General features: G+C 38.7%; 18 protein-coding genes and 1 pseudogene. 13 read left to right on the top strand and 6 right to left on the bottom strand.

What is annotated here, in order from left to right; genetic code table 11:
- Positions 1-123 precede the first annotated feature (123 nt).
- Positions 124-300, bottom strand: a complete 177-nt coding sequence (locus CVD19_RS24605) for a hypothetical protein (RefSeq protein ID WP_180953537.1) — start codon at positions 298-300, stop codon at positions 124-126.
- A 196-nt stretch (positions 301-496) separates the two neighbouring features.
- Positions 497-1810, bottom strand: coding sequence for a M20/M25/M40 family metallo-hydrolase (locus CVD19_RS05510; protein WP_101580862.1), 1314 nt, complete (start codon positions 1808-1810; stop codon positions 497-499).
- Between the two features lie 119 nt (positions 1811-1929).
- On the opposite strand from CVD19_RS05510, the gene CVD19_RS05505 reads away from it, so the two are divergent.
- From CVD19_RS05505 to CVD19_RS05485, 4 genes are all read left to right on the top strand, one after another.
- Positions 1930-2880, top strand: coding sequence for a tetratricopeptide repeat protein (locus CVD19_RS05505; RefSeq protein WP_101580861.1), 951 nt, complete (start codon positions 1930-1932; stop codon positions 2878-2880).
- 14 nt (positions 2881-2894) lie between these two features.
- Positions 2895-3164, top strand: coding sequence for a hypothetical protein (locus CVD19_RS05500; protein WP_101580860.1), 270 nt, complete (start codon positions 2895-2897; stop codon positions 3162-3164).
- Between the two features lie 566 nt (positions 3165-3730).
- On the top strand, positions 3731-4705 hold the full coding sequence (locus CVD19_RS05495; protein WP_101580859.1) for a DUF4011 domain-containing protein: 975 nt from the start codon (positions 3731-3733) through the stop codon (positions 4703-4705).
- Between the two features lie 214 nt (positions 4706-4919).
- Positions 4920-7415: an AAA domain-containing protein gene (locus CVD19_RS05485; RefSeq protein ID WP_101580858.1), complete on the top strand. Its 2496-nt coding sequence runs from the start codon at positions 4920-4922 to the stop codon at positions 7413-7415.
- A gap of 484 nt (positions 7416-7899) precedes the next feature.
- On the opposite strand, the gene CVD19_RS05480 is transcribed toward CVD19_RS05485, so the two are convergent.
- A complete protein-coding gene (locus CVD19_RS05480) occupies positions 7900-8484 on the bottom strand; it encodes an MEDS domain-containing protein (protein WP_180953536.1) in 585 nt (194 codons plus the stop codon).
- 614 nt (positions 8485-9098) lie between these two features.
- Between CVD19_RS05480 and CVD19_RS05475 the strand changes: the two genes are divergently transcribed.
- Together CVD19_RS05475 and CVD19_RS05470 are read left to right on the top strand one after the other, a co-directional pair.
- Positions 9099-10250 carry a lactate 2-monooxygenase gene (locus CVD19_RS05475; protein WP_101580856.1) on the top strand — a complete coding sequence of 384 codons (1152 nt, stop codon included), beginning with the start codon at positions 9099-9101 and terminating at the stop codon, positions 10248-10250.
- A gap of 234 nt (positions 10251-10484) precedes the next feature.
- A pseudogene (locus CVD19_RS05470) lies at positions 10485-11793 on the top strand (glycosyltransferase).
- 155 nt (positions 11794-11948) lie between these two features.
- On the opposite strand, the gene CVD19_RS05465 reads toward CVD19_RS05470, so the two are convergent.
- On the bottom strand, positions 11949-13379 hold the full coding sequence (locus CVD19_RS05465; RefSeq protein ID WP_257985039.1) for a L,D-transpeptidase: 1431 nt from the start codon (positions 13377-13379) through the stop codon (positions 11949-11951).
- A gap of 528 nt (positions 13380-13907) precedes the next feature.
- Here CVD19_RS05465 and CVD19_RS05460 point away from each other — a divergent pair.
- From CVD19_RS05460 to CVD19_RS05435, 6 genes are all read left to right on the top strand, one after another.
- Positions 13908-15833 carry a BglG family transcription antiterminator gene (locus CVD19_RS05460; RefSeq protein ID WP_101580855.1) on the top strand — a complete coding sequence of 642 codons (1926 nt, stop codon included), beginning with the start codon at positions 13908-13910 and terminating at the stop codon, positions 15831-15833.
- A 147-nt stretch (positions 15834-15980) separates the two neighbouring features.
- Positions 15981-16307, top strand: a complete 327-nt coding sequence (locus CVD19_RS05455; RefSeq protein WP_101580854.1) for a PTS sugar transporter subunit IIB — start codon at positions 15981-15983, stop codon at positions 16305-16307.
- Between the two features lie 21 nt (positions 16308-16328).
- Positions 16329-16661 (top strand): PTS lactose/cellobiose transporter subunit IIA, encoded by a 333-nt coding sequence (locus CVD19_RS05450; RefSeq protein WP_257985038.1) that lies wholly within the window; start codon positions 16329-16331, stop codon positions 16659-16661.
- Between the two features lie 48 nt (positions 16662-16709).
- On the top strand, positions 16710-17798 hold the full coding sequence (locus CVD19_RS05445; RefSeq protein ID WP_101580853.1) for a DUF871 domain-containing protein: 1089 nt from the start codon (positions 16710-16712) through the stop codon (positions 17796-17798).
- A 40-nt stretch (positions 17799-17838) separates the two neighbouring features.
- Entirely contained in the window at positions 17839-19125 is a 1287-nt protein-coding gene (gene celB / locus CVD19_RS05440; RefSeq protein ID WP_101580852.1) for a PTS cellobiose transporter subunit IIC, read from the top strand.
- A gap of 600 nt (positions 19126-19725) precedes the next feature.
- Entirely contained in the window at positions 19726-19947 is a 222-nt protein-coding gene (locus CVD19_RS05435) for a hypothetical protein (protein WP_257985037.1), read from the top strand.
- Between the two features lie 59 nt (positions 19948-20006).
- Here CVD19_RS05435 and CVD19_RS05430 read toward each other — a convergent pair whose 3' ends face one another.
- Positions 20007-20945, bottom strand: a complete 939-nt coding sequence (locus CVD19_RS05430; protein ID WP_101580850.1) for a selenium metabolism-associated LysR family transcriptional regulator — start codon at positions 20943-20945, stop codon at positions 20007-20009.
- Between the two features lie 64 nt (positions 20946-21009).
- The gene (locus CVD19_RS05425) at positions 21010-21996 is read right to left on the bottom strand and encodes a YeiH family protein (RefSeq protein ID WP_257985043.1); all 987 of its coding nucleotides are present in this window, start codon (positions 21994-21996) and stop codon (positions 21010-21012) included.
- A gap of 577 nt (positions 21997-22573) precedes the next feature.
- Here CVD19_RS05425 and CVD19_RS05420 point away from each other — a divergent pair.
- Positions 22574-23839 (top strand): cation:dicarboxylate symporter family transporter, encoded by a 1266-nt coding sequence (locus tag CVD19_RS05420; protein WP_101580848.1) that lies wholly within the window; start codon positions 22574-22576, stop codon positions 23837-23839.

Raw genomic sequence — 23839 nt, 5'->3', positions numbered from 1 at the left:
TGCATAATTGATCATCTCCTTATTGGAAAGTATAACCAATTACACAAAACTTTTTACATTCTCTACGATTCCGCTAAGATTGATGTAGTTAAATTTTCAGAAATTAAATCGTCCCTTACAATTTTATAGACATTTATTTTGCTTGGTCATCATAATAACTTCAACTTTCCTCTTCCTATCTTTTATTCCTGTTAAATCAAAAGCAAGCTTATATCCTTGTTTTGCTGCCAGTTGCATTTCTTTTTTTAATCGTTTAATTCCAAGTTCAGTGTGCTCAACCTTGATTATTTTTGTTTCCATTCTATTTCCTCCTTTGGTGTCAATATTGAAATCGTCTTCATGTGGGACGCATGAGCTAGATTTTCAGTCGTTGTTTTACCATCCTATTATTCACTTTGTGCTCGGAGTATCATCGGCTTTACAAGTGGCTGTAGCTAATTAAGCCTTACTTACAGCCACTCATGATACCGATTTTTTCAATAATGGCCTGAGTAGTTTAGATTGAAAGAGTTATATTTTCATTCTTTTCGCCCAATATGTGATGGAAAAAGGATTCGACCAGTAACACTGTTTCAAAGGTAGCCCTGTAATCTAAAGTTTCTAAATCTGTGTGTTCATGCTGATATCCCACTGAGAGGTTGACGGACGGGATACCAAAGCTTGAAAAGACTTTCGCATCACTTATACCACCAGGAACAGCTTTCCAGTCATCCATTCCAGCAAATTTACCTGCTTTCTCCATGATGAAGCCGAATTCTTCCGGGCAGAAGGGAAAGCCACGGTTTGATGTGACGATGTCGCGATTCCCTCTCCGGTCAATTACAATCGCAGCCTGTACGTCCTCGAGAAAATCCCGGTCAATTCCACGGGATCCAAGGCAGCCAATTTCTTCTTCTACCGTAAATGCTACTTTTATCGTTCCCCTGAAATTGGTTTTGGGTAGTCTTCTTAATATTTCAATGATGGCTGCAATCCCGGCCCTGTCATCAGCACCAAGAATACCTTTTGAGCTGCTTAGCATTGTTCCGTTTACCATAATTTCGCGGCCAGTTTCGATTTCTTCCACTGTATCCATATGAGATGAAAGAAGAATGGTCGGGCCCTGACCAAGTTCGATGAATCCAAGAAGATTGCCTTTCTTGTCTATATACGTGTGATCAAGAAGGCGAAGCAATTTGTTCCGCAAGCGTAAAGTTATTGCTCTTTCATTACCGCTTGACCCAGGAATAGAAAGCATTTCAATTAGAAAGGATTTAAATTTCATTGCCTGGAGGTCAGTAAGGTAGCCAGGATTGTTCCAGAGGCGATAAAGATTTTCTGCCATATTAAGTAACAATTCCTGCTTATCTTCGGGATAGCGGAGACTTACTCTTTTGCCTTCACAGCGGAAATCAATTTCTTCTAGAGCAGCAGTTTTAAGTACTTCCAGTTGTTTAGCGTTAGGGAATTTTTTTAATAGAATCATTGCGGGCGTTCTTCCATGTCCGTCACAGCTGCCAAAAGTGTAAATTCCTAATTCGTTCAGCCAACGGACTATTCCACGGATATATGGGTCGAAATCGGTTAACGGAAGGTCACCCTGTACCGGGTCAATCAGCATCCCGGGGCCGGGAGACTGAATACCCCTGGATGTTTCTTTTAGCATTGCAATCAGTTCATGGTCAGGTACATTCGAGAAATCTTTAAGGCCGTTCCTTTCAATAAGCCCTTTTACCAAAGCTGCTGCGTTGCTGACTCCACCGTTAAAATCCTTAAAAACATCCTCAGCCAAAAGTCCGTGCCTCGCAAGTGTACTGTTATTGTTTTGCATCTTATCATCTCCTTTGAATTGTTAAACAAAGTGTACCAAGGCGGTGTGAATAGCTGTCACAGCAGGAAAAAAGGAGTTAATGGAGAAAAAGAGAATGTATATAGATGAGGTGAAATAGTATGCACGTTGATGAGGAATTACTTCCATACAAAGAAGCACAGCAATTAAGGGCAGGATTAAACGAGGCGAAGAAAAATCGTGAACAAGATATAGTTGATAAGCTGACGAAAAAATTGGTCAAACTTTATGTCACACAGGGTGAATATTTCAAGATGGGCGATCGCCCAGACCCATATTCAGCGAAAAGCTGTTTAAATAAAGCGTTGCTCTTGCAAGCGGATCACCCGGTTGCCAATTATCGACTCGCTTACTTGTTTTACCGGGAAGGTGAATATGCAAAAGCTGTGACTCACTTTGAGAGGGCGATTACAGGTTCTGTTGAAGAAGGTTTAAATGATACCCAGAGTATGTTGGCACAGATGTTTCTTGTCAACTGCGGCATGAAAATTGCTTATGGGGCTCTTAAGGATTTAAGCGATCTGGAAGGCAATGTTGATGTCGACATCGATACAGAGAAAATTGAACGTTATGAAAAAGAAATTCTTGTATTGGATGAGCAGATTTTCAACAAAATGTTTTACTGTAAAATTACGAATGGAATAGAAGAAAGTATAAGTGAGTACGAGTTTAATACAATGAAACCTGATATAAATGAAGCTTTTTTAAAGTGTTCAGGCGCGGGGCGGGAAATTTTGTTTATGAACGCAGAATCACCACCGTTAAATATCACAGCTTTTTATATTGTCTATAGTATTTTTACGGCTTTTGAACATATGACCTATAAGAAGATACAAGAAAAGACAGCGGAATGGGGCAGGAAACTTTCAGAAGATAATATCCGCCAGAACATTAGCAGGCTTTCAAACGGCATACCGTTTTGGGATTGTCTTTTTCAAACCACAAGAATCGAAAATAAAGAGGGTAGGCTGGTAACTGCAATTAAACTTGCGGATGGGATTCAACCATGCATTTTAACCAGAGGGAACGAAGTGCTTCCGGATCAACAATAAAAGGGGTTGTGAAAATGGACAATAAAATTTTTCTGGAGAAACTTGTAGAAATACAGGGATTGAAAATACATAAACACCCAAAGAATGATCTATACAATGGGGAGTGTGTTACCCGACAACCGCATCATCGTAGACAGAACGTTGTGGGAGATATCAGTCCCACCGGGAGCAGCTTTATTTTATATGCCGATGGAAAGTGGGTGTCCAAAAATAAATTGGGAATCCGTACTGTAGATGAGGCTATTGAATGGATTAAGAAGGATATTGAGTTTCTCTCAAAGTAACTGCTACATAAGTTATTTTTTAAGAAAAAGAGGGAAATTACTCTAATTATCACTCTCTATCTATCCAGCATCAGCATCACCGCTTTAAATCTTGGGAGTATTGTTATTCCTATTTTCATAAAAACCATAGAAAGCTTAATGAAGAGGAGGTATTTGACAAAGCTTGTCTTTACCTTGCTTTATATTTGGCAAGCTTGGGAATGTTTAGAGGGAGTTCTTTGCTTTTACAAAAAGACTATAGAGTACATTCATACTTTATCGAAAGATATAATATAAGAGATCAATATAAGTATATTCATCAAATCAATACCAATAATACCACTTATGTAGGCTTCCGAACCTTTAAGGAAGCCTTTTTTACGTAATAGTTATTATTCTGTATCCAATGAATAAGATTCGTTCGTCATTTTTTTCCATCTTCTGCTATAATATTTAAAAATGTAATTCGCTTATTCGGCAAAAACCCCATTTGTTTCCTAATTAATTCTTAAGACTATATCAGTTCTTTCTCTGCATATACATAACATGGTGCGAATGGGAATTTGCAAAAGAAAGAGGTCTTTGCCATGAAAGATAAATTGATCCATATGAGGGATAAGCTAAATGATATTAGCCGGCGGAATCGCTCGATTCGAATGCTGAAGCTTTATAATAAATGGAGCTTTGATTTGACAGAGCTGGACGGCTTGGCAGATGAAGTGGTTAGTAAATCCATCGTGGAAAAGGTCATCAAGCAAAGCAAGAGTGCAATAGTACTTCTGAAACCTTCGGTTAATGATGAGAAATCGATGGTTGTGTCAAGAAAACTGACAGACCTGAACAGAAACATGAAAGGGATAGAAGAAGAAACAGGGGTGCATGATTTCTATCTGGGTTTTCCGTTCTTGTCAGGAACTTTAGCTGATGGTACTTTTTTTCAGGCACCGTTGTTTTTATATCCGGTAAGACTTGAAAAGAATCACGTGAATTTACAGAAGTGGGTGTTAAATCTGGATGAAGGTGGCCCGCAGATAAATCGCACCTTATTTTTGGCATTCAAGAAGCTGAATAGCTTTACATTTACGGAGGATTTTTTTGAGAAAGCTTCGGAAGTTGCCAAGTCCTATGACTACAAAGCTTGGCTTACCTTTTTAAAGGAACGGGAAATGAAAGTTAATTTTATCCCATGTGGCCTGTCGAAATTAAAGGAATATAAAAAAGAGGATATTCCTGAAGTGGCTAATCTGACATTATTGGAAAATGCCGTTATTGGTAATTTCCCTCAAGGAAGCTCCTCCTTGGTGAAGGATTATGATGCCCTGATTGAACTGTCAGAAGAAAGCACCTTAGGCTTGGCTGGCGAATTAGTTGCGCCGGATGACCACGTAAGAATTGAAGACGAAGATATTGAAGAAGAGTTTAACAGAGAGAACCTTGATATTCTCAATCTCCTGGAAGCGGACGGTTCACCGGAAATTCTCAAGGAGGACAGAAGCAATTTTACTATACAAATTCTTTCGGTCATTCTTTTCGTCATGCACAAGGGCAATATGGCTGCTTAACCCTAATCAATCCAGCCTTTGATAGACCACGTCCAAAGCAGCTCGTTTCTGGCATACCACGAGAACTCTCTTCTCCTGTTTCAGGGCATCGGTAATTAAGTTCACAATCACTTGGGAGAGCATAATCAGGTCAATTATGAACAAGCGGTCCAATTTTTAGCATCTGTTTCAAAAAAACTGGCTTCCCAAGAGGAGTTATTAAACAGCATTGCGAATGCTATATACGAATATCAGGACTTTGGTTTCCGATTGTACGATCTATACGGAAACGCCAATCCGGGGAGATACGACACAAATTGTGGATTTGACCGACGTGTTGTCAGCCTTAAACCGTGATTTGTTAGATGACATGTCGGAAAAAGTCTTCACCTATGCTGAATGGTACGAACAGTTTGGCGGTGATGACTACCCGTTAAAAGAGCGGAAATCGTTTGATGCAGTAAGTATGAAAGATAAGCTGGAAATGGTTGAGTTAATGGATCAATTAATCTTGAAGGCCAGGAAGTCAGTAGAATACCTGAATTCGATTGATAATGAGAAAATCACTCCGGCTTACACCTGGTTAGTGCAGAATAAGTTGGATAAAATTTATCCCGATCTGGAGGATGGCAACAGGCGAACACTGCAGGGATTACGTTTATGGTGGTGGACGTTCTTTTCTGGAAAGTCAATCATTGAGGAATTGATTGAAGGAGAGAAATTCAAAGGTACCAGTTCTACTGAGTGGCTCAAAGTGAAGAAGTCGCTTATCACGTTGCATCAGCTTGGCAAGCAAACAAAACAGATGTCAGATGAGATGGAGCATCTTAAAAGCTACTTTAAAGAGAATTTTGTCGAAAAGCTGAAGACCCGCATAGCTGAAGGAGACATTCCTTTAAATGAGCTGGATAAGATGCTTGAGTACATCCACCGGGATTTTGAAGATCTTCAGCAAATGGACAGTTATTGGAACGGCTGCTCAGAAATTGATAGAAAAGTGATTTTGAAGCTGCAGACGAAACCCAATAACAGCGAAATAGGGCTGCCTGACTTTTGGGTCGATCTGTTCCGAAATTCTGCCTATGTTCACTGGATTGATCAAACAGAGCAAAAGTACCCGCAGGTTCAGAAGGTTTCTACCAATGAGTTTGCAAGGATTAGAGAGTCTTTTGCCAAACTCATTGATGAAAAACGGAAGGCAGCTAGACAGTACTTAATCTATACATTAACGTCAAATGTAGACCAGGCACAACAGCAGCATTCAAGACGGATAAAAGAGCTAAAACACCAGGTTGGAAAAAAGCGCATGATCTGGTCTCTGCGAAAACTGGTTAACGAGTTTGCGAGGGATGGATTGGTGGACATCTTGCCTGTGTGGCTTGCGTCTACCGAGATTGTTTCCTCAATCTTCCCGTTAAAAGAAGGACTGTTTGACCTTGTGATCTTTGATGAAGCGTCCCAATGTACGGTGGAAAGTGGCATTCCAGCTGTTTATAGGGCCAAGCAGCTGATTGTGGCAGGAGACGAAAAGCAGCTTCCTCCATTCAATATGTTTCAGTCGTCTGTAGTGAATGACGAAGATGAGGAAGAACAGTATGATACAGATGATTCCCTTAGCTTGCTGAACCTTGCAAAACGAAGGTTTCCGGAAAAGATTCTTCAGTGGCACTATCGTTCCAAATATGAAGAGTTGATCAATTTCTCCAACCATGCGTTTTATAATGGACATGTTCAAATTGCACCGAATGTGGTGCCTTTCACAAATCCACCCGCCATGGAAAGGAAAAAGGTTGAGGGAAGGTGGATCAACCAATGCAATGAGGTTGAAGCCATTGAAGTAGTAAATACATTGAAGAATATACTTGAGAAACGGCCAAACAAAACGGTCGGCATTATCACCTTTAACGCTAAACAGCAGTCGAAAATAATGGATCTAATTGAAAAGATGGCAGGGGAAGATGAGTCCTTCAGTGCCGTATATAATCAAATGATGTCCAGGGATTTGGATGAACGGGTTTTTGTAAAGAACATTGAGAACGTCCAAGGAGATGAGAGGGATATCATCCTCTTCTCAATAGGTTATGCCAAAAATGAAGAAGGAAGAATTTATAACCGGTTTGGCATGCTGAACCAAAAAGGCGGAGAAAACCGGCTTAACGTGGCGGTAACACGGGCTAAGGAAGAAATTATTGTTGTATCGAGTATCGAACCTGAGGAACTCAATGTGGCTGGCACATCTGGGAGAGGACCGAAACTGTTAAAGTCATATTTGAAATATGTCAAAGCAGTTGCTTATGCCCAACGAGAACAAATTTTAGCTGTTGTCCAGGAAATCAATGAAAATGTAAATACGCAGGAACAACAAAAAGAATTGCATTTCGACTCCCTTTTTGAAGAGCAAGTGTATAAACAGTTAAGAAACCTTGGATATGAAGCAACTACTCAAGTGGGGATGTCCGGCTATCGGATTGACCTGGCCATTGTTGATCCAAATGATGCTTCGAGATATATCCTTGGTATTGAATGTGACGGTGCGATGTACCACAGCTCTGCTAACGCTAAGGAAAGAGATGTCTATCGTCAGCGGTTCCTAGAAAGCAGAGGCTGGACTATTGAGCGGATCTGGAGCCGAAACTGGTGGAGAAATCCCTCCGCAGAAATTGAGAGGATTGATCGAAAGGTTAAAGAGTTGTTGAAGAGTGATGAGGTTAGAGAAAAGGTTGTTAACTAAATTAAGATGGTCTGGACTGGACTTTGTTGAGACCATTTTTTTTAAGAAAAAACTCCAATTTAGATTAGGTGTGAATCAATCGATCAGTTTTACTCAAGAAGGCATGGTCAGCCTCACGTATTTGTTCACACTCCTAATGGTTTAGTAAGTGTACCCTTTAACGTGGTGGCTGATGAACAGCCTGTCAAAAAAGTGCTGTCTCAGGATAAAGTGAGCTATTTTCAATCTAAGAAACAAGCTCTTGAATGGGCTAGCAGGGCAGGGGAAAGATAAATCTCCCCTTATGTTCCTATCGTCAGTTGCATTGGAAATACAGGAAGCTGACGGAAACCATATCAATAAGTTTCTCATCTAATATTGCTGCATATTGTATTCGATTGTCTGCTTCAAAGGTTTTCGTGACCATGCTTTTTGTATCCTCATAGTCATCATTAAATATTATATAATCCAACAATTTGGGGAATCACGATCACCTATATACTGATTACAATTCACCTGTTAATTCCGCTTCCTTTTCCGAAAGAGCTAGGATATCTGAGTCTGTCATCAAATACCCATGACAGTTCATCAATTTTTCCCTAAGGTCATCTGAGACTCGGTCGGAATTATAGGCACAAACGGCGACCATATCCATTTCAGGCATCAGCCTGTCCAATTCAAATTCGAAACTTGCAATAGTACGTTCGATATCTTGCTGGGAACCCCATTCTACGTGGCCCCATGCCCGAATGATCAATTTTTTTTCATAATACGGGTCAATGGTATTGAAGAAAAAGTTAAGTATAGTCACGGGATGGAAGTTCCCTTCGGAACAATAAAAATCGAAATTATTGATTGCCTGAATCCTTTTTATTTCCTCAGTTGTAAGGCGTGTGACCAACTGGTCGGCGATGCGAGGATAGAGCCTATCATTTTCCACAAACAGAATATGTTCGCCTTCTTTGATGCCGGATATGATAAACTCGACGGCATTAGCGACATATTGATCTTCACTGTCGGAAAAATACAGGATGTGTCCACCTCCATTTTCTTTGATTCTGCTTGTAAACTGAGCCATATTGTTGATCAACATATTTACCCCTTTCGAGTTCGGATCATGTAGTGCGTTTGTTTTTTGGTGCTAATCGCTAATCCAAGCATATCACGTATTGGACCGGAACGCCGAAAGAAGAAGCGACAAACACGCAGTACAATGGGTTTGTTCAAAACTAAGATGGTTGCTAAATTTCGTTAATGTGCATCGAATTATGATAAATTTGGACGTGATATAGCAGTTAAATACAATCAAAAATATCTATATTTCTCCGTTTTAAATGCTATGCGGCTTATTGCCATTTGCTTCAACGATGTCGAAAGTACGGTTATCCAGTCGTAAATAAATCTTGCCTGTATTCTCGAAGTGTTACACGGAATTTATTTTCAATTGATTTAATAGGGAAGTAGCAATAAGATTTTAAAAGATAGCCGCCGCATAAATTGACCTGAATATTCTGTAAATGATATGCTAATAGAAGAAGCCCGTTCAGGAACGGACAAGCCTACGTTAAGTGTGCTATCTTGCATTCGCGTGGTATTAAGCACGAGTCATGGACGGTGAAAGGGAAGAGAAAAGCTGAAAGATGTTAACGGATAATTCAAGCAACCAGAAAATGAAAGCGCTATATTAAAAGGGGTGGGGGATTAATGAGTTTTGGAAATCAGGTTCAATTGAAGGTTTATCAGCAGATCGAGAAGAACATCATTCCGGTATCATATGAGGAGCTGGAGGCCAAGGCAAGGGAACATTTAGATGCCAAGCCTTATTATTATGTAGCGGCATCTGCAGGGGCGGAGATAACGGCAAAACAGAATAATAAAGCATTTGACAAGTGGCAGATTGTCCCGAGGATGTTATGTGATACCTCTTCAAGGGATTTGAGTATCGAGCTATTTGGCAAAAAAATCAATTATCCGGTGCTGCTCGCACCAGTAGGTGTACAGTCGATTGTCCATCCTGACGGTGAACTGGCAACGGCCCGGGCAGCCGCTGCGATGGATGTTCCATTCGTCGCTAGCACCGCATCTACATACAGTCTTGAAAAGATCGCCAGCGAAATGGGAGATTCTCATCGTTGGTATCAATTGTATTGGAGCAATGACCGCGAAATTGCTGCAAGTATGGTAAAAAGAGCGGAAGCAGCAGGCTACAGTGCGATTGTCATTACACTCGATACCCCGATGCTCGCCTGGCGGGAAAAAGATATTGAGCATGCTTATCTGCCTTTCCTGGAAGCCCAAGGGATCGGTAATTACCTGGAAGACCCTGTATTTTGCTCAAGGCTTGATTGCCCGCCGCATGAAGATATGCAATCAGCCATCATGCTTTGGGCCTCTGTATTCGGAAATCCTGCTTTAACCTGGAGGGATTTAGAGTTCATTAAGATGCAAACTTCTCTTCCAATCATCTTGAAAGGGATTTTACATCCGGATGATGCCAGACTGGCACTTGAACATGGCATGGATGGGATCATTGTCAGCAATCACGGCGGGCGCCAGGTCGACGGAGCCATCTCTGCGATTGAAGCTCTGCCAGATATCGTCGATGCCGTAAAAGATGAAATGCCAGTTTTGATGGACAGCGGAATCAGGAGAGGTTCTGATATTGTCAAAGCCTTGGCCTTGGGTGCAAAAGCAGTGCTTGTAGGGCGCCCGTATATGTATGGTTTAGCATTGGCAGGAGAAGAAGGTGTGAAACAGGTGCTGCGAAATTTAATCGCTGATTTCGATCTAACCTTAGCCTTGTCAGGAAAACGCAATGTTCAGGAATTGAATCGGGATTTATTGAAGAGAGTTTAATATTCTAATGTTATCCTCCTGGGAGAATTATTCGGGAGGATATTTTTATTAATTGGGCTGATAGCATCCAAAGATTGAAACATCATTATCGTTGCCGATATTAATATTACGGAAAAATACTACGGGCAGCATTCCCACTATTTTCAACTTAATAACAACTATTGTCTTTTGATAAAATGAAGTAACTTTTTCCATAAACAATGCATCAAGAATAGACCTCAAAGAGTGTGAGAAATGAAGAAAAATGTTTATATTCCAGTCCGATCAAAGTACTACATCAGCCATTTATTCGCTGCCATGTGGGTGTGCCTGGCTATCTTTTTATCAAGAAGTTGGATAGTAGATTTAAGTGAAGTTGTCGGTACCTTTATGGCTTTGTTCATTATTATTGGGAATCTCATATATTCCTGGTTACTTGAATGCATTCCTTGTTGTAAGTTTGCTGTTGGACAGGCAGCCGAAAGTAAAATACAGCAATCCAAATGACGACATAACCATTCTCATTGCTGCTAAAAACGAAGAGCTGGGAATATCAAATTCACTTATTTATATAAAAAACCAGGACTATGCTGGCAAGATATCAGTCGTTTTGGTTGATAATGGTTCAACGGACGGGACGATAAGTAAAGCAAGAGCAACGGCTGAGGAAATAGGTTTGCTGTTATTAATAAAAGAAGAAAAGAGACCTGGGAAACACCGGGCATTAAATAAAGGATTAAATTATGTCGATACGCCCTTTTTGATCACTTTAGATGCTGATACTTTACTGCACGAATCTGCTGTCAGGCATTTGGTTTCCAGGAAGAAATCCGCTCCACAGGAAGTGTGCTCGATAGCTGGTGCTATCCTGGTGAGGAACAGCCGTGAAAATATTTGGTCCCGCGTCCAGGAATGGGATTATTTTTTAAGTATTGCATCGGTTAAAAGATTACAAGGTTTATATCAGGGGACGCTGGTTGCACAAGGGGCCTATAGCTTGTTTGAGACAGAGTGTATTCGTGAGGTCGGGGGTTGGTCTGATTCGATCGGCGAAGATATCGTACTTACCTGGAAGCTTCTCGAACAGGGTAAAAAGGTATATTTTGAGCCTTTGTCCGTTGCCTTTACAGATGTGCCTGTGAAACTTGTACATTTGGGAAGACAACGCAGCAGATGGGCGAGGGGTATGATCGAAGGATTAAGAGCGGTAAAGCCCTGGCAGCAGCCATCTGGATATACAAAGTATTTAACGGGCGTAAATTTTATCATGCCGTATATTGATATTTCTTACACGTTTTTTTGGATACCAGGCCTGATACTGGCGTTTTTTGGAGTCTATTGGATTGTAGGAATAACCACTTTATTGGTGCTCCCATTAACTTTGATTAGCTATGCGATATTATACTTCTATCAAAAAAGCGTATTTAAAAGCTTGAACCTGAAAATCAGAAAAAACATGAGGGGTTTTTTTATATTTGTATTGTTTTATCAGATCATCATGAGTCCGGTTTCAGTCTGGGGATATACGCAGGAAATGTTTAAGTTAAGAAGGGTATGGAAATGATGGCAAGTTAAATGAGGATACACTTCTATTGAAAGTAAATTGTCTTGACATTGTTTCAGAGTCGTTTAGTGCAGCTATTTTTAAACAGTGGGTATGGTTAACAGCACAGGACGGTTCTGATGCTTTATTGGAAGCAAAAGAACCGTCCCCGTGTTTCAATAAACGACAACCGGCTGGTATGGACTAAGGTTATCATACACGGTTTTCATCACACTCGGCGGTACGTTCACGCATCCGCCAGACCCTCCTGTAAGATAGGCATTGCTTGCCCAGTTTGTCCGCCAGCTTGCATCGTGGAAACCCTGCCCGCTGTTCGTAAAGGGTGCCCAGTAATCAACTTCAATTGAATAGTCCCCGGCGCCAGCGCTAGTGCCATTAAGGGTGTACGGAGTGCGCTTGAAGAGGATATACCATACTCCTGGTGATGTATCTTCACCGGTGCTGTGTTTGCCGGTCACCACATTCGTGGTGAAGACCATTTGTCCATTTCTGTACAGCCAAATACGCTGTTCTGCAATGGACACCTCAGCATAAGTATCGCCAATTCCATTGTTGGTTATTGTTTCAAAGCCATAACCTTCACCTTTCCAGCCATGTCCATAAACATTGGCAGCAGAAACCGAATTTTCACCTTTTACGAATGCTTCCTGAATGAGCGCAGTTTCTTTTTCGGTATCCAGTGCCCACCCGTATCCCTGTCCTTTTACAGATATGGTTGAACCTGAGTGGGTTGTAAAGGTGAAATTTTTATTGAGTGTGGATTGCAAATCATTGATTTCAGAAATTTTATGATGAATATTGCTTTCTTCAATCGTAATCTTCAAATCTGCCGAAATTGAGGCCTTTTTAATCAATTCACTGGCTTTTAATGGATAAACTTTATCCTGCACCTTATATTCAACGATCCGTCCGAGGAGTTCCTGCAGCTTTGCCTCCTGGTCTTTGACAATCTGGCTGTCTTCTTTGACCGGCTGTATATATACAGGATTCAAACGGGTTTCACTCATATATTCCTGCTTTTCGAATTCCTTTAACAGGCTTGCGACATCATATTGCTCCCCGCTGGAGCTGTTCGAGATTACCACTTTGCCTTCTTCCACATAAGCTTTGGCATCTTGCGGCGCTTTTAAGCTTTCATTCAATGATGCAAGCTTATCTTCCACCAGTTTTTTCATCGTCACGCTTCGGTACTGATCCTCTTTGTTTGGGGTTAAAGAATAACTTTTTGCCTGTGAAGAAGGAAAAAATGACCACTGGCTTCTTAATAATTTTTTGACCGCCGGCAGGTCATTGTCCAGGAATGCCATTTTTGTATCTTCTCCATCCAGGATTTGCTGTTCACCGACATAGACTTCGTTTTTCAATACCGTTGTTTTTAATTTTTGAAGTGCCTGATCGGCCGTGAGTCCCCCAACATTTATGCCATTTATTGTGATATTTGCATTAAAGTAGTTTGCCTGGTAATAGCTGATCCCCGCAAGCAGGAGGATCATAACCATGACGACAATTGTTGTTATAAGTCTCCACTTTGTAAACCATTTGGATGGTTTGTCAATTTCCTCATTTAATTTTAAAGCATTTGCCACAAATATCCCCCCGTACTTTAAAACCAGTTCTAGTTGTCCTTTGACGTTAAGCCCTGGGTTGCATTAAAGAGCTGTTCATTTTTCTCTTTTCCTATTCTACAAGATAGTGTGTTGTGAAGTTTGTCAGAATTTGTATGTGTGGGCAATTAAAATAATTTTTTTAGGAAAATTCCGGAATGGGGGAGGTATTGCCGTAAGAAAGGGTTAAGTACATGAATATTGTGAGTTGGCTTAGCTCCAGTTAAAGAAAACAATTTGCCATTATCGGTTGGAGACAAACATACGAGAGAAACGCAGTTAATATTGTTTCTGCTTAATACAGTTGATTCATTACTAAATTAGCATTATTATTTTACTATATTATGCTATTCATTTCTTAAGTATATGGATTCCAAATAGTGCGTAAATTTACTATGTCAACCTGCATTATACGTTAGAAGCCTTTACATACTTACGTAATATAGAGAAGAATTACTCATCTTTCATAATAAAAGGTAAATTAGTTCGATGGTAGGAAGGATAGATTGAATGTTATTACTTTCAAAACGCCAGAAAGATATTTTAATGTACTTAATAAAATCGTCTGAACCCATACCAGCCGACTGGATTGCAAAAGAGTTAGGTGTAAGTGATCGGACTGTCCGCGATGAATTAAAGCAGATTCAACAAAACAGCAGTATGTTAGGTATCAATATTGAATCAATACGGGGTAAAGGTTATATAATAAAAGTTTTACATCGAGAATTGTTTGCAAAGGCAACTTCTCATTTCTCTCAAGAGAACAATCAGTTAATTAATAGTTTTGAAGAACAAGAATACAGGGTTAGATATATATTAAAAAGATTATTGCTCGCGCAGGATTTTCTGAAGCTGGAAAGTTTGGAAGAAGAAACGTTTGTTTCAAAATCAACGCTGCAAACTGACCTGAAATTAGTCCGGAAAATGATACAAAAATATAAATTAAATATCATAAACCGTCCCCATTATGGAACAAAGATTGAAGGGGACGAATATATGAAAAGATTATGCTTGTCTGATTCCATGCTAAATAGAAATAGGCGCAGCATGGTGCATATGGATTCCGATCAATTGTTGGATAAAGAATTACTTGAAAACATCAGGGCTATTCTGATAACGAAAGCAAATAATCATAACATTAACATTTCTGATTTTGAACTGGAAAATCTGGCTGTTCATATCGCGATTGCATGCAAACGATTACAGGAAGGATTTATTATAGAACCAATTCATATCGAATTTAATAAAGAACATACATTTGAGAAAATCGTTTCAGCAGAAATTATTAAAGAGGTAGAGTCGTTAACGAAATTAAGCTTTCCTAAATCCGAGATAGACTATATTATTGTTCATTTATTAGGCACGAAATTATTGACAAACCAGGATTCTGATCAGTTTGATGATGTGCACACGATTGTGAATAGAATACTGGAAAAATTAAAGACAGAGTTAAATTGGGACTTTTCCGGTGATAAAGAGTTTATTAAGTCAATAACCTTACATCTTCGTCCGGCAATCAACCGATTGAAATATGGCCTGAATATACGAAACCCATTATTGAGCCAAATCAAGACTAAATATCCAAGTGCATTTGAAGGAGCGGTCATAGCAAGTAAAAGTATAGAGGAGATTTTAGATAAAGAAGTGGGTCAACATGAAATCGCCTATCTTGCATTGCATATTGGAGTTGCGCTTCAGAGAATGAAGGAACAGCAGAAAAAAGTGAAAAGGGTTTTAATTGTTTGTGCATCGGGTGTGGGGAGCGCAAGCTTACTTTACTATCATTTGGAAAATGTCTTTCAAGGTGAAATCGAAATAGTAGATACGATCAGTTATTATAAATTAATCGCGTACAATTTATCTGATATTGACTTCATCATCAGTACCATTCCAATTGAAGAAAACCTGGGTGTACCAGTTCTGGTTGTAAATACTTTCTTAGAGGATGCAGACATTATAAAAATAAAAAATAAGTTAACATCCAATCAAAATGATAAACAAGAGTATCTAGATCCCTCAAGAATTTTTATTCATAAAGAGTTTGAAAATAAAGAAAGCACCATTCAATTCCTGTGTAATGAATTACATAAGCAAGGTCTTGTTTCAAAAAATTATGCGGAACTTGTTTTAGAAAGAGAGAAGCTGGCAGCTACTTGCTTTGGAAATTTAGTTGCTGTACCCCATCCAATAAGAGCCGAAACAAGTGATACTTTCTGGACAATATGTACATTAAAATCCCCCATTCAATGGGATGATGACAAAATGGTTCAATTTGTGTGTCTATTAAATATTGAGAAGGGGAGTGAAGAACGTTTAAGTGGTATGTATCAGCAATTGATCAAAGTGATCGAAAATAAATCAGTTGTTCAGAAGTTGATCAAAAGCCAATCTAAAGAGGAAATAATCAATATCATGCATGGCCAAATTGGTAACTGAGCTTATTGCCTTCAACTAGCAATAGGCTTTTTTTGATTCCATATAACAATTTCCGTTATCAACGGAAAAACCGCAACTTAAAAATAAAGCGCATACATTCTAGAATAACATTATGAAGTCCACGACATATACAAAGGGGAAATAGCAATGGATAAAAAACGAATCTTGCTAATTTGTTCTGCAGGAATGAGTACAAGCATGTTGATGACAAAAATGCAAAAGTGTGCTGAAGAACGGGGCATAGATATCGAAGTAATGGCGATCGCTTCAACAACAGCCGACAAATTTTTAGCGAAGGAAAAAGTAGATGTCGTATTATTAGGTCCGCAAGTTAAATACTTAAGAGGCAGATATGAGAAATCATTGGCTAAAGACAATATTCCTCTGGCAGTAATTGACATGAAAGACTACGGCAAGATGAATGGTGAAAATGTTTTAAATACTGCATTAGACTTAATCAACAATGGAAAATAGATTCCAGGAAGGATGTTATAAGTGCAAGAAAACAATGCTTTAGAAGCAGTTATGAATTTGATCATGCTTAGCGGCAATGCCAAAAGTCTTGCAATGGAAGCTATTCAAGCAGCAAAGGAAGACGACTTCGAGTTGGCTGACCAAAAACTTGAAGAAGCTAACAATGAATTAACAGGAGCACACAATTCACAAACAAGTTTATTGACACAGGAAGCATCTGGAGAAAATTTTCAAGTTACTTTACTGCTGATTCATGCTCAGGATCATTTAATGAATGCCATTACTTTCTTGGATTTGGCGAAAGAAGTAATTGATGTCCATAAAAAACTGGCTGTAACTCAGCCGAATTCATAAACTGAGGCAACGCGAAACCAATTGACTTTTTAAAGAGGGGGAAAAGGAATGAGGCAGCTTGGTGTATCGATTTATCCATCACAAAGCCAATATGAAGCTGATAAGGAATATTTGGACCTTGCCAGAAAGTATGGATTCACGCGAATATTTACTAGTTTGTTAGAAATAGTCGGGGATCAAGGTGAAGTCATTAATAAGTTCAAAAAGATTATTGAGTATGGTAATTCAATTGGGATGGAAACAATCCTGGACATCAATCCGAGTTTGTTCAAGCAGTTGAATATTAGCTATGATGATCTGAAATTCTTCAAGGATTTAGGGGCAACAGGAATCCGTCTGGACCTAGGTTTTACTGGTGCAGAGGAAGCTGCGATGACCAGGAATCCTTATGGGCTGATTATCGAAATCAATATGAGCAGCGGAACAAAGTACATTGATAATATTATGAGTTACCAGCCTGATATTGACTATTTGTACGCGTCTCACAATTTTTATCCGCAAAAATATACAGGCATTTCTCAGGACCATTTTGAACAAACAACAAGTGTGTTTAATCAAAACCGCATACATACGGGTGCTTTTGTCACTTCGCAGCATGGCGAGCTTGGCCCATGGCCGGTTCAAAAGGGGCTTTGCACTTTGGAGCACCATAGAAATCGTTCTATTCATACTCAGGTTACACATTTCCGATTAATGGGAACAATTGATGATTTATTGATTGGAAATGCCTATGCTACTGAAGATGAATTGCGGACCATGTCACAAGCGTATCTTAATAGCCACCCAGCATTTGAAATTGAGTTATTTTCCGACATTTCGGAAGTGGAAAAAAAAATCGTTCTTGACGAAATTCATCAGTACAGAGGCGACCGCTCTGAATATATGATTCGCTCGACATCCACACGAATAAAATACAAAGCTGAGGATTTTCCAGCGAATAACACAGTTCCGATCAAGAAAGGTGACATATTAATTTGCAATAACCATTTTGGTCATTACAAAGGTGAAACACAAATTGCATTGACGGACATGGACAACGACGACGACAGAAATGTAGTAGGCCGGCTTACAGAAGAGTCAACGTTTCTATTAGACTATCTGAAGCCATGGACGAGCTTTGTGTTGAAGAAAATATAATCGGTTAATAGCGAAAGAACTCGAATGGGGATGTGAAAAAATGTTAGAAAGAATTGAATATATAGCAGGGATGATCGGAGAACAACGACATCTAAGAGCATTGCGTGATGGAATTTTATTAGGGATGCCGCTAATTATTATAGGGTCAATCTTTCTTATTTTAGGCAATTTACCGATAAGCGGGTATACCGAGTGGTTGAATGACCTTGGATTAGCACCTGTTTTTGCTAAAATTGTAAACGGTTCATTTGGACTGATGGCACTTGTGGCTGTTTTTGGAATCGCTAAAAGTCTGGCGGAATTTTATGATGTTGATGAAATTTCTGCGGGGATCATTGCATTATCAAGTTTTGTTATCGTAACCCCCGACTTAATTTCAAAAGCTGGTTCTGGAATTTCTTATATCTACCTGGGCAGCAGCGGGCTATTTGTAGCGATTGTAGTGGGACTTATATCAGCTGAAATATTCAGGTTCTTTGTGCAAAAGAATTTTACAATCAAAATGCCTGCGGGTGTACCAGTAGCTGTTGAGAAATCATTTGCTGCATTAATACCTGGATTAATGGTTATATTGGTTTGGAGCTTAATCTATTTATTGTTAGGATTCGCTGGAATCGACAATATCCATACTTTGTTAACCAATACGCTAGGAAAACCACTTGGTGTACTAGGCAGCAGTTTATGGGGAACATTGATCATCATAGCATTAAATTCATTTTTATGGCTTCTTGGCATACATGGTGCGAATACAGTTATTCCAGTCATTCAGCCTATCTGGCTGCAAAATTCTGATGCGAATCGAATCGCATTCCAGGCCGGAAAAGAATTGCCGAACATCGTTACAAATGAATTCATGTTGAATTTTGTCTGGATGGGTGGCGGAGGAGCTACCATTGGACTAGTTATCTGCTTATGGTTATTTACAAAGAGTAAAAATAACAAAGCAATGGGTAAGCTCACAGTTGCACCAGGATTCTTCAACATCAATGAACCGGTTTTGTTTGGGCTGCCGGTAGTGTTGAATTTTAAATTACTGATCCCGTTCATTATTGCTCCAGTAGTTGCTGCAGTTGTTACTTACGCTGGTATGGCTATGGGATTAGTCGCTAAACCAGCCGGCATTATTGTACCCTGGACAATGCCTCCGATCATCAGTGGTTATCTCGCAACTGGAGGTAAAATTAGCGGCGCAGTAATCCAGGCTATCACTCTTGTTTTAACGGTTGTCATTTACTATCCGTTTGTGAAGCTTATGGATAATGCTGACCTGAAAGAAGAGGCTGCAGAAGAAGTATTCAATACTGATGATAAGAAAGTTATATCGTAGTTGGAATTATGTGAGGGCCGGGGACGCATTGAGGAAAGAACAGAAGCATCTGCTGTAATCTGTTCACGCCTAGTTCACGGAAGACACATTTATCTAGTGTAATTTACGAACAGGACAAAATATAAGTCTATTTCAGGTCAAAAACCCTTCCAAAGTCAGGAAGGGTTTCTTTTGTCTTCTTAATAATTTTTTGCCCGCCGGCAGGTCATTGTCCTGGAATGCCATTTTTGTATCTTCTCCTTCCAGGAATTGCTGTTCTCCGATATAGACTTCGTTTTTTCAATACCGTTGTTTTTAATTAAATATTTAGAAGGGGAGTGAAGAACGTTTAAGTGGTATGTATCAGCAATTGATTAAAGTGATCGAAAATAAATCAGTTGTTCAGAGGCTGATCAAAATCCAATCTAAAGAGGAAATCATTAATATCATGCATGGCCAAATTGGTAACTGAGCTTATTGCCTTCAACACTAGCAATAGGCTTTTTTTGATTCCATAAAACGATTTACGTTATCAACGGAAAAACCGCAACTTAAAAATAAAGCGCATACATTCTAGAAAAACAGTATGAAGTCCACGGCATATACAAAGGGGAAATAGCAATGGATAAAAACCGCATCTTGCTAATTTGTTCTGCAGGAATGAGTACAAGTATGTTGATGACAAAAATGCAAAAGTGTGCTGAAGAACGGGGCATATATATCGAAGTAATGGCAATCGCTTCAACAATAGCCGACAAATTTTTAGCGAAGGAAAAAGTAGATGTCGTATTATTGGGTCCACAAGTTAAATACTTAAGAGGCAGAGCAGAACACAAACAATGAATGAAAAATCGAGTCTCTGTAAATCGAAAAAACATTCTTCCTTATATAATAATACTTTTTTAAGTAAATGATTTTTTATTTATTGAATGCTTCAATTGATGATTTTGATTTTTATAAAACTCTGATATAAATTCCAAGAACACCTGGCTAGGCAGTGAAAGATTTGTATCATTATAGATATAGTACAAGGATCTCTTCAAATTTATATCTTTAATTGAGTAACTTTTTAATGTTTTTAGTGTGAGTTCTTTCTGAACAGCAACTTTTGAAATGATGGAAATACCCATGCCAGATTCAACAGAGGATTTAATCGATTCTGTGTTTTCAAGTTCTAGAATGACTTTTAACCTGGCAGGATTAAAATTATACTTCCGTAATGACTCCTCAATCACTTGCCTTGTACCTGAACCTTCTTCACGCAAGATTAACGGAAGATTAAAAAGCTGCTCTATCGAAATTTCGCTATCTGTTGCGTCAGGAATAGGATCCGACGATATAACCATCAATTCATCATCTAAAAATGCTTCTTGAACAAACTGTGGATAGGAAATCATCGATTCAATAAATCCTAAATTTATTTCTTCATCATCTAGTTTTTCAGCAATTTGTTGGGAATTATATATTTTCAAAATAATATTCACATTGGGAAATTTTCGTTTAAATTCACCAAATAAGTAGGGAAGGATGTACTCGCCAATTGTTAAGCTTGCACCGATAAGTAAATTTCCGTGAACCGATTGTTCCAGTTGTTTTATTTCTTTTTTTGTGTCATTTACTTGTTTTAATATGTTTTTTGCTGAATTAAAAAGTAGTTCGCCAGCAGGAGTAAGATAAACTTTTTTAGTCGTTCGGTTAAAGAGCTTCGTATCCAATGATTCTTCCAACTGACGAATTTGGAGACTGACGCTCGGTTGTGACATATGCAATGCTTTAGCGGTTTCTGAAAAATTCTTCTTCATCGCAGCCATATAAAAAATTCTTAAGTGATCGAAATTCAACGCTTTTCCCCCTTTTCACCCGCTCTCGTTTCATATTAATTCCACTTATAAAGTGAAAACCCTTTTAAAAAATACTAAAAAATGTAAGGGCTGATAACAGGATAGAGGTAATAACCATTGCCATTACTGGTCTGAGAGCTTTTGTCTTTAATACTTGGAAGCTTACATTTAAGCCTAATCCGACCATTGCCATTGTTAAAATGTAGGTTGAAAGATTCCCAATCTGACCCATTACTTCAGCAGATATATGAATATATTTCCCAACGATATAACTTCCGAATAAGCTCATTCCGATAAAACCAATTAAGAACCATGGAAAATCGATTTTTGTTTTGTCTGCTTGATTTGGTTTCCTCTTGTTCATCCAATACATGAGGATAAAACATAATGGTACTAATAAGAATACTCGCCCTAGTTTAGCAAGGAGCGCAATCGCTAATACATCCTCACCACCGGGTGCTGCCGCTAAAGCAACGTGTGCAATTTCATGTAAACTAACACCAGACCAGATTCCATAATCCATACCCGTCATTGGAAGATAGGGACGCAGCACAGTATAGAGTATGGAAAAAACGGTTCCAATCAATGCAATAATCCCTACACCAATCGCCGTATCCTCTTCTTTCGTTTTCACTATAGGAGAAACTGCAGCGATAGCCGCTGCTCCACAAACTCCTGTACCAACACCAAGTAATAGAGAAATAGAAAAATCTGCTTTTAACCATTTTGCAAGTAATAAAGTGATGACAATAGAAAAAACAATCGTCCCAATATCTCGAATCAATAGCGGCATTCCTTGATTAAAGATCACCACAATATTTAACTTTAGTCCGTACAATACAATCGCATATCTAAGTAACTTCTTGGAAGAGAATTCAATTCCAGCTCGAAGTTTTTCTGGGTAATCCCAAATTTGTCTGATGATTACCGCAATAATGATGGAACAGGCAAGTGATCCAATTCGATCGAACCCAGTAATCTTCGATAGGCCTAAGCCCAACAAAGCGATAAAAAAGGTAAACCCAATCCCACCTAATAATCTCATTAACATGTGCGGTTTTTCAGTTCTTTTTAATTGAGCTGGGGCGTAAATTTTTTCTCTTACATAAGGCTGTGGCATAGATTATCATTCTCCTTCGGATTAGTCCTCAAACAATTTTTTGAAAGTAAGTGATTAGTTTTAAAGTAACACAAGTTGAAAGAAAACATTTATTGCATTTTTTTATACATTTAATAAAGAAATACTATATAAATGAAAAGGTTATTGGTACCTGTAGTCTTTTTGAGCTTCTAAAAGTACCTATATTAGTTTTTTATAAGATAGATTAAGAAATGTAATATAACTAAATTTAAAGAATATATTGAAAATTTAATAAATTAATGATAATTTGGTAAGGTGATTGGACCACTGAACCACAAAGTGGAAACATCGCCTGGAAATGATTTATTTACAAATAACCGGTTGTATGAATGTGAAAACTTCGAGTCCAAATCAGAAAGGAGGTATAAAGAAGGGGATCTTGAAAGATATTTCAGTCAAAAAAGGAAGCGTTTACAATGAGAGAATTGTTTTAGGGGGACTTAGATAAAATTACTGTTGTTCATTCCATTAAAAAGGAGATGTTTTCATGGAAAATATTAATAGTGTAAGAAGTGAAATTCAACCAGAGTACAGTCTTCCCAAGAAAAATATTTTTAAAAGGGTACCATATCCATATTGGGTCTTTATTACTCTCGCCGTTGGATTCTTACTTGGAAGCTATTCTCCAGACCAACCTTTAGTAAAAGCACTTGCTATAAGCGGAGAATATTTTCCTAAAACAATTGTAACTTTTGCAACAGCTATCATTTTTTTCCTTCTAGCTGGAGCTACGTCTAGGCTCATTATGGTGCACAAGGAAACAGCAGGAAAACTTTTTGGACGAATTTTTATTTTATATTTTACGCTAGGGATAGCTGCATTAATTTTTGCATGTATGTTTATTCTAGCTTTTTTAAATTTACCACTTTCACAAGCTGGTGCAGAAGCTGCAGGGTTTTCCACCTTTGTTATGAGCATCTTAAACACGTTCAAAACGATTATTACACAGCAGCCTCTTTTACAGATATTGGTTGCTTCTGTTGTCGTAGGATGGGTTGTAGCCGTCAAGCCAAAATTCCATCCAATCGCAAACTCCATCATGAATATTAGTGACTATGTATTAAAGTTATTTAAATGGTTTTTATGGTATTATCCGATCATGATCGGATGTTTAGCCATTAATATCCCATTAAAGTTTGGTAGTAATGGGGTGGCGTTTTATGGTAAAACCGTCCTTTGGGTTCTTCTATTAGCTGGGTCGTGGACAATTGTAATGCTTATTGCCACGAAACTAATATCAAAAAGAACCTGGAAACAGCTACTGTCCTACTATTTTACGGTTTTTTCTACAGGTTTTGGTACAGGAGGATCCTACGACACTCTTGCGGTTAATATTATTTCAGCTGAAAAAGACCTAAAACTTAAACCTGAATTTGCCGAGACATCTATCATATTTGGTACTGTACTTAATAAAAGTACCTCCACCATGGCGGTTTTAATCGTAACAGTCACAACCTGTGCAATGATGGATATTCCTCTTTCCTTTTATGAAATTCTCTTATTAGTATTGCCGATGTGGATATTAGGATTAGAATCTCCTGGAGTACCAGGCGGTGCTGGATTCTTTATGTCACCCGTTATTGCAATAATATTACAAGTGCCGGATCCTACCTTATTTGTAACTACATTTATTACCATGTATTCCGGATTAATACCGATGATTTGTACTGCTGTTAATACGACTGATGATGGTCTCATTGGGGCAATGGTTGAGGATCGGTTTGCACCTAAAACAGGAAAAGAGGTGGCATAG

The organism is Bacillus sp. T33-2, from assembly GCF_002860205.1.
In the GTDB taxonomy this organism is placed as follows: domain Bacteria; phylum Bacillota; class Bacilli; order Bacillales; family Cytobacillaceae; genus T33-2.
Note: the sequence above shows the minus strand (reverse complement) of the source record. Positions and strands in the feature narration are given on the sequence as shown.

What these genes read in the sequence shown, in the direction of transcription:
- CVD19_RS05495 (WP_101580859.1), top strand. Translation starts at nt 3,731, where the DNA reads ATGAAAGATAAATTGATCCATATGAGGGATAAGCTAAATGATATTAGC.
- CVD19_RS05445 (WP_101580853.1), top strand. Translation starts at nt 16,710, where the DNA reads ATGAGGCAGCTTGGTGTATCGATTTATCCATCACAAAGCCAATATGAA.
- celB (WP_101580852.1), top strand. Translation starts at nt 17,839, where the DNA reads ATGTTAGAAAGAATTGAATATATAGCAGGGATGATCGGAGAACAACGA.
- CVD19_RS05505 (WP_101580861.1), top strand. Translation starts at nt 1,930, where the DNA reads ATGCACGTTGATGAGGAATTACTTCCATACAAAGAAGCACAGCAATTA.
- CVD19_RS05435 (WP_257985037.1), top strand. Translation starts at nt 19,726, where the DNA reads ATGGATAAAAACCGCATCTTGCTAATTTGTTCTGCAGGAATGAGTACA.
- CVD19_RS05420 (WP_101580848.1), top strand. Translation starts at nt 22,574, where the DNA reads ATGGAAAATATTAATAGTGTAAGAAGTGAAATTCAACCAGAGTACAGT.
- CVD19_RS05485 (WP_101580858.1), top strand. Translation starts at nt 4,920, where the DNA reads ATGCTATATACGAATATCAGGACTTTGGTTTCCGATTGTACGATCTAT.
- CVD19_RS05460 (WP_101580855.1), top strand. Translation starts at nt 13,908, where the DNA reads ATGTTATTACTTTCAAAACGCCAGAAAGATATTTTAATGTACTTAATA.
- CVD19_RS05425 (WP_257985043.1), bottom strand. Translation starts at nt 21,996, where the DNA reads ATGTTAATGAGATTATTAGGTGGGATTGGGTTTACCTTTTTTATCGCT.
- CVD19_RS05455 (WP_101580854.1), top strand. Translation starts at nt 15,981, where the DNA reads ATGGATAAAAAACGAATCTTGCTAATTTGTTCTGCAGGAATGAGTACA.
- CVD19_RS05475 (WP_101580856.1), top strand. Translation starts at nt 9,099, where the DNA reads ATGAGTTTTGGAAATCAGGTTCAATTGAAGGTTTATCAGCAGATCGAG.
- CVD19_RS24605 (WP_180953537.1), bottom strand. Translation starts at nt 300, where the DNA reads ATGGAAACAAAAATAATCAAGGTTGAGCACACTGAACTTGGAATTAAA.
- CVD19_RS05510 (WP_101580862.1), bottom strand. Translation starts at nt 1,810, where the DNA reads ATGCAAAACAATAACAGTACACTTGCGAGGCACGGACTTTTGGCTGAG.
- CVD19_RS05500 (WP_101580860.1), top strand. Translation starts at nt 2,895, where the DNA reads ATGGACAATAAAATTTTTCTGGAGAAACTTGTAGAAATACAGGGATTG.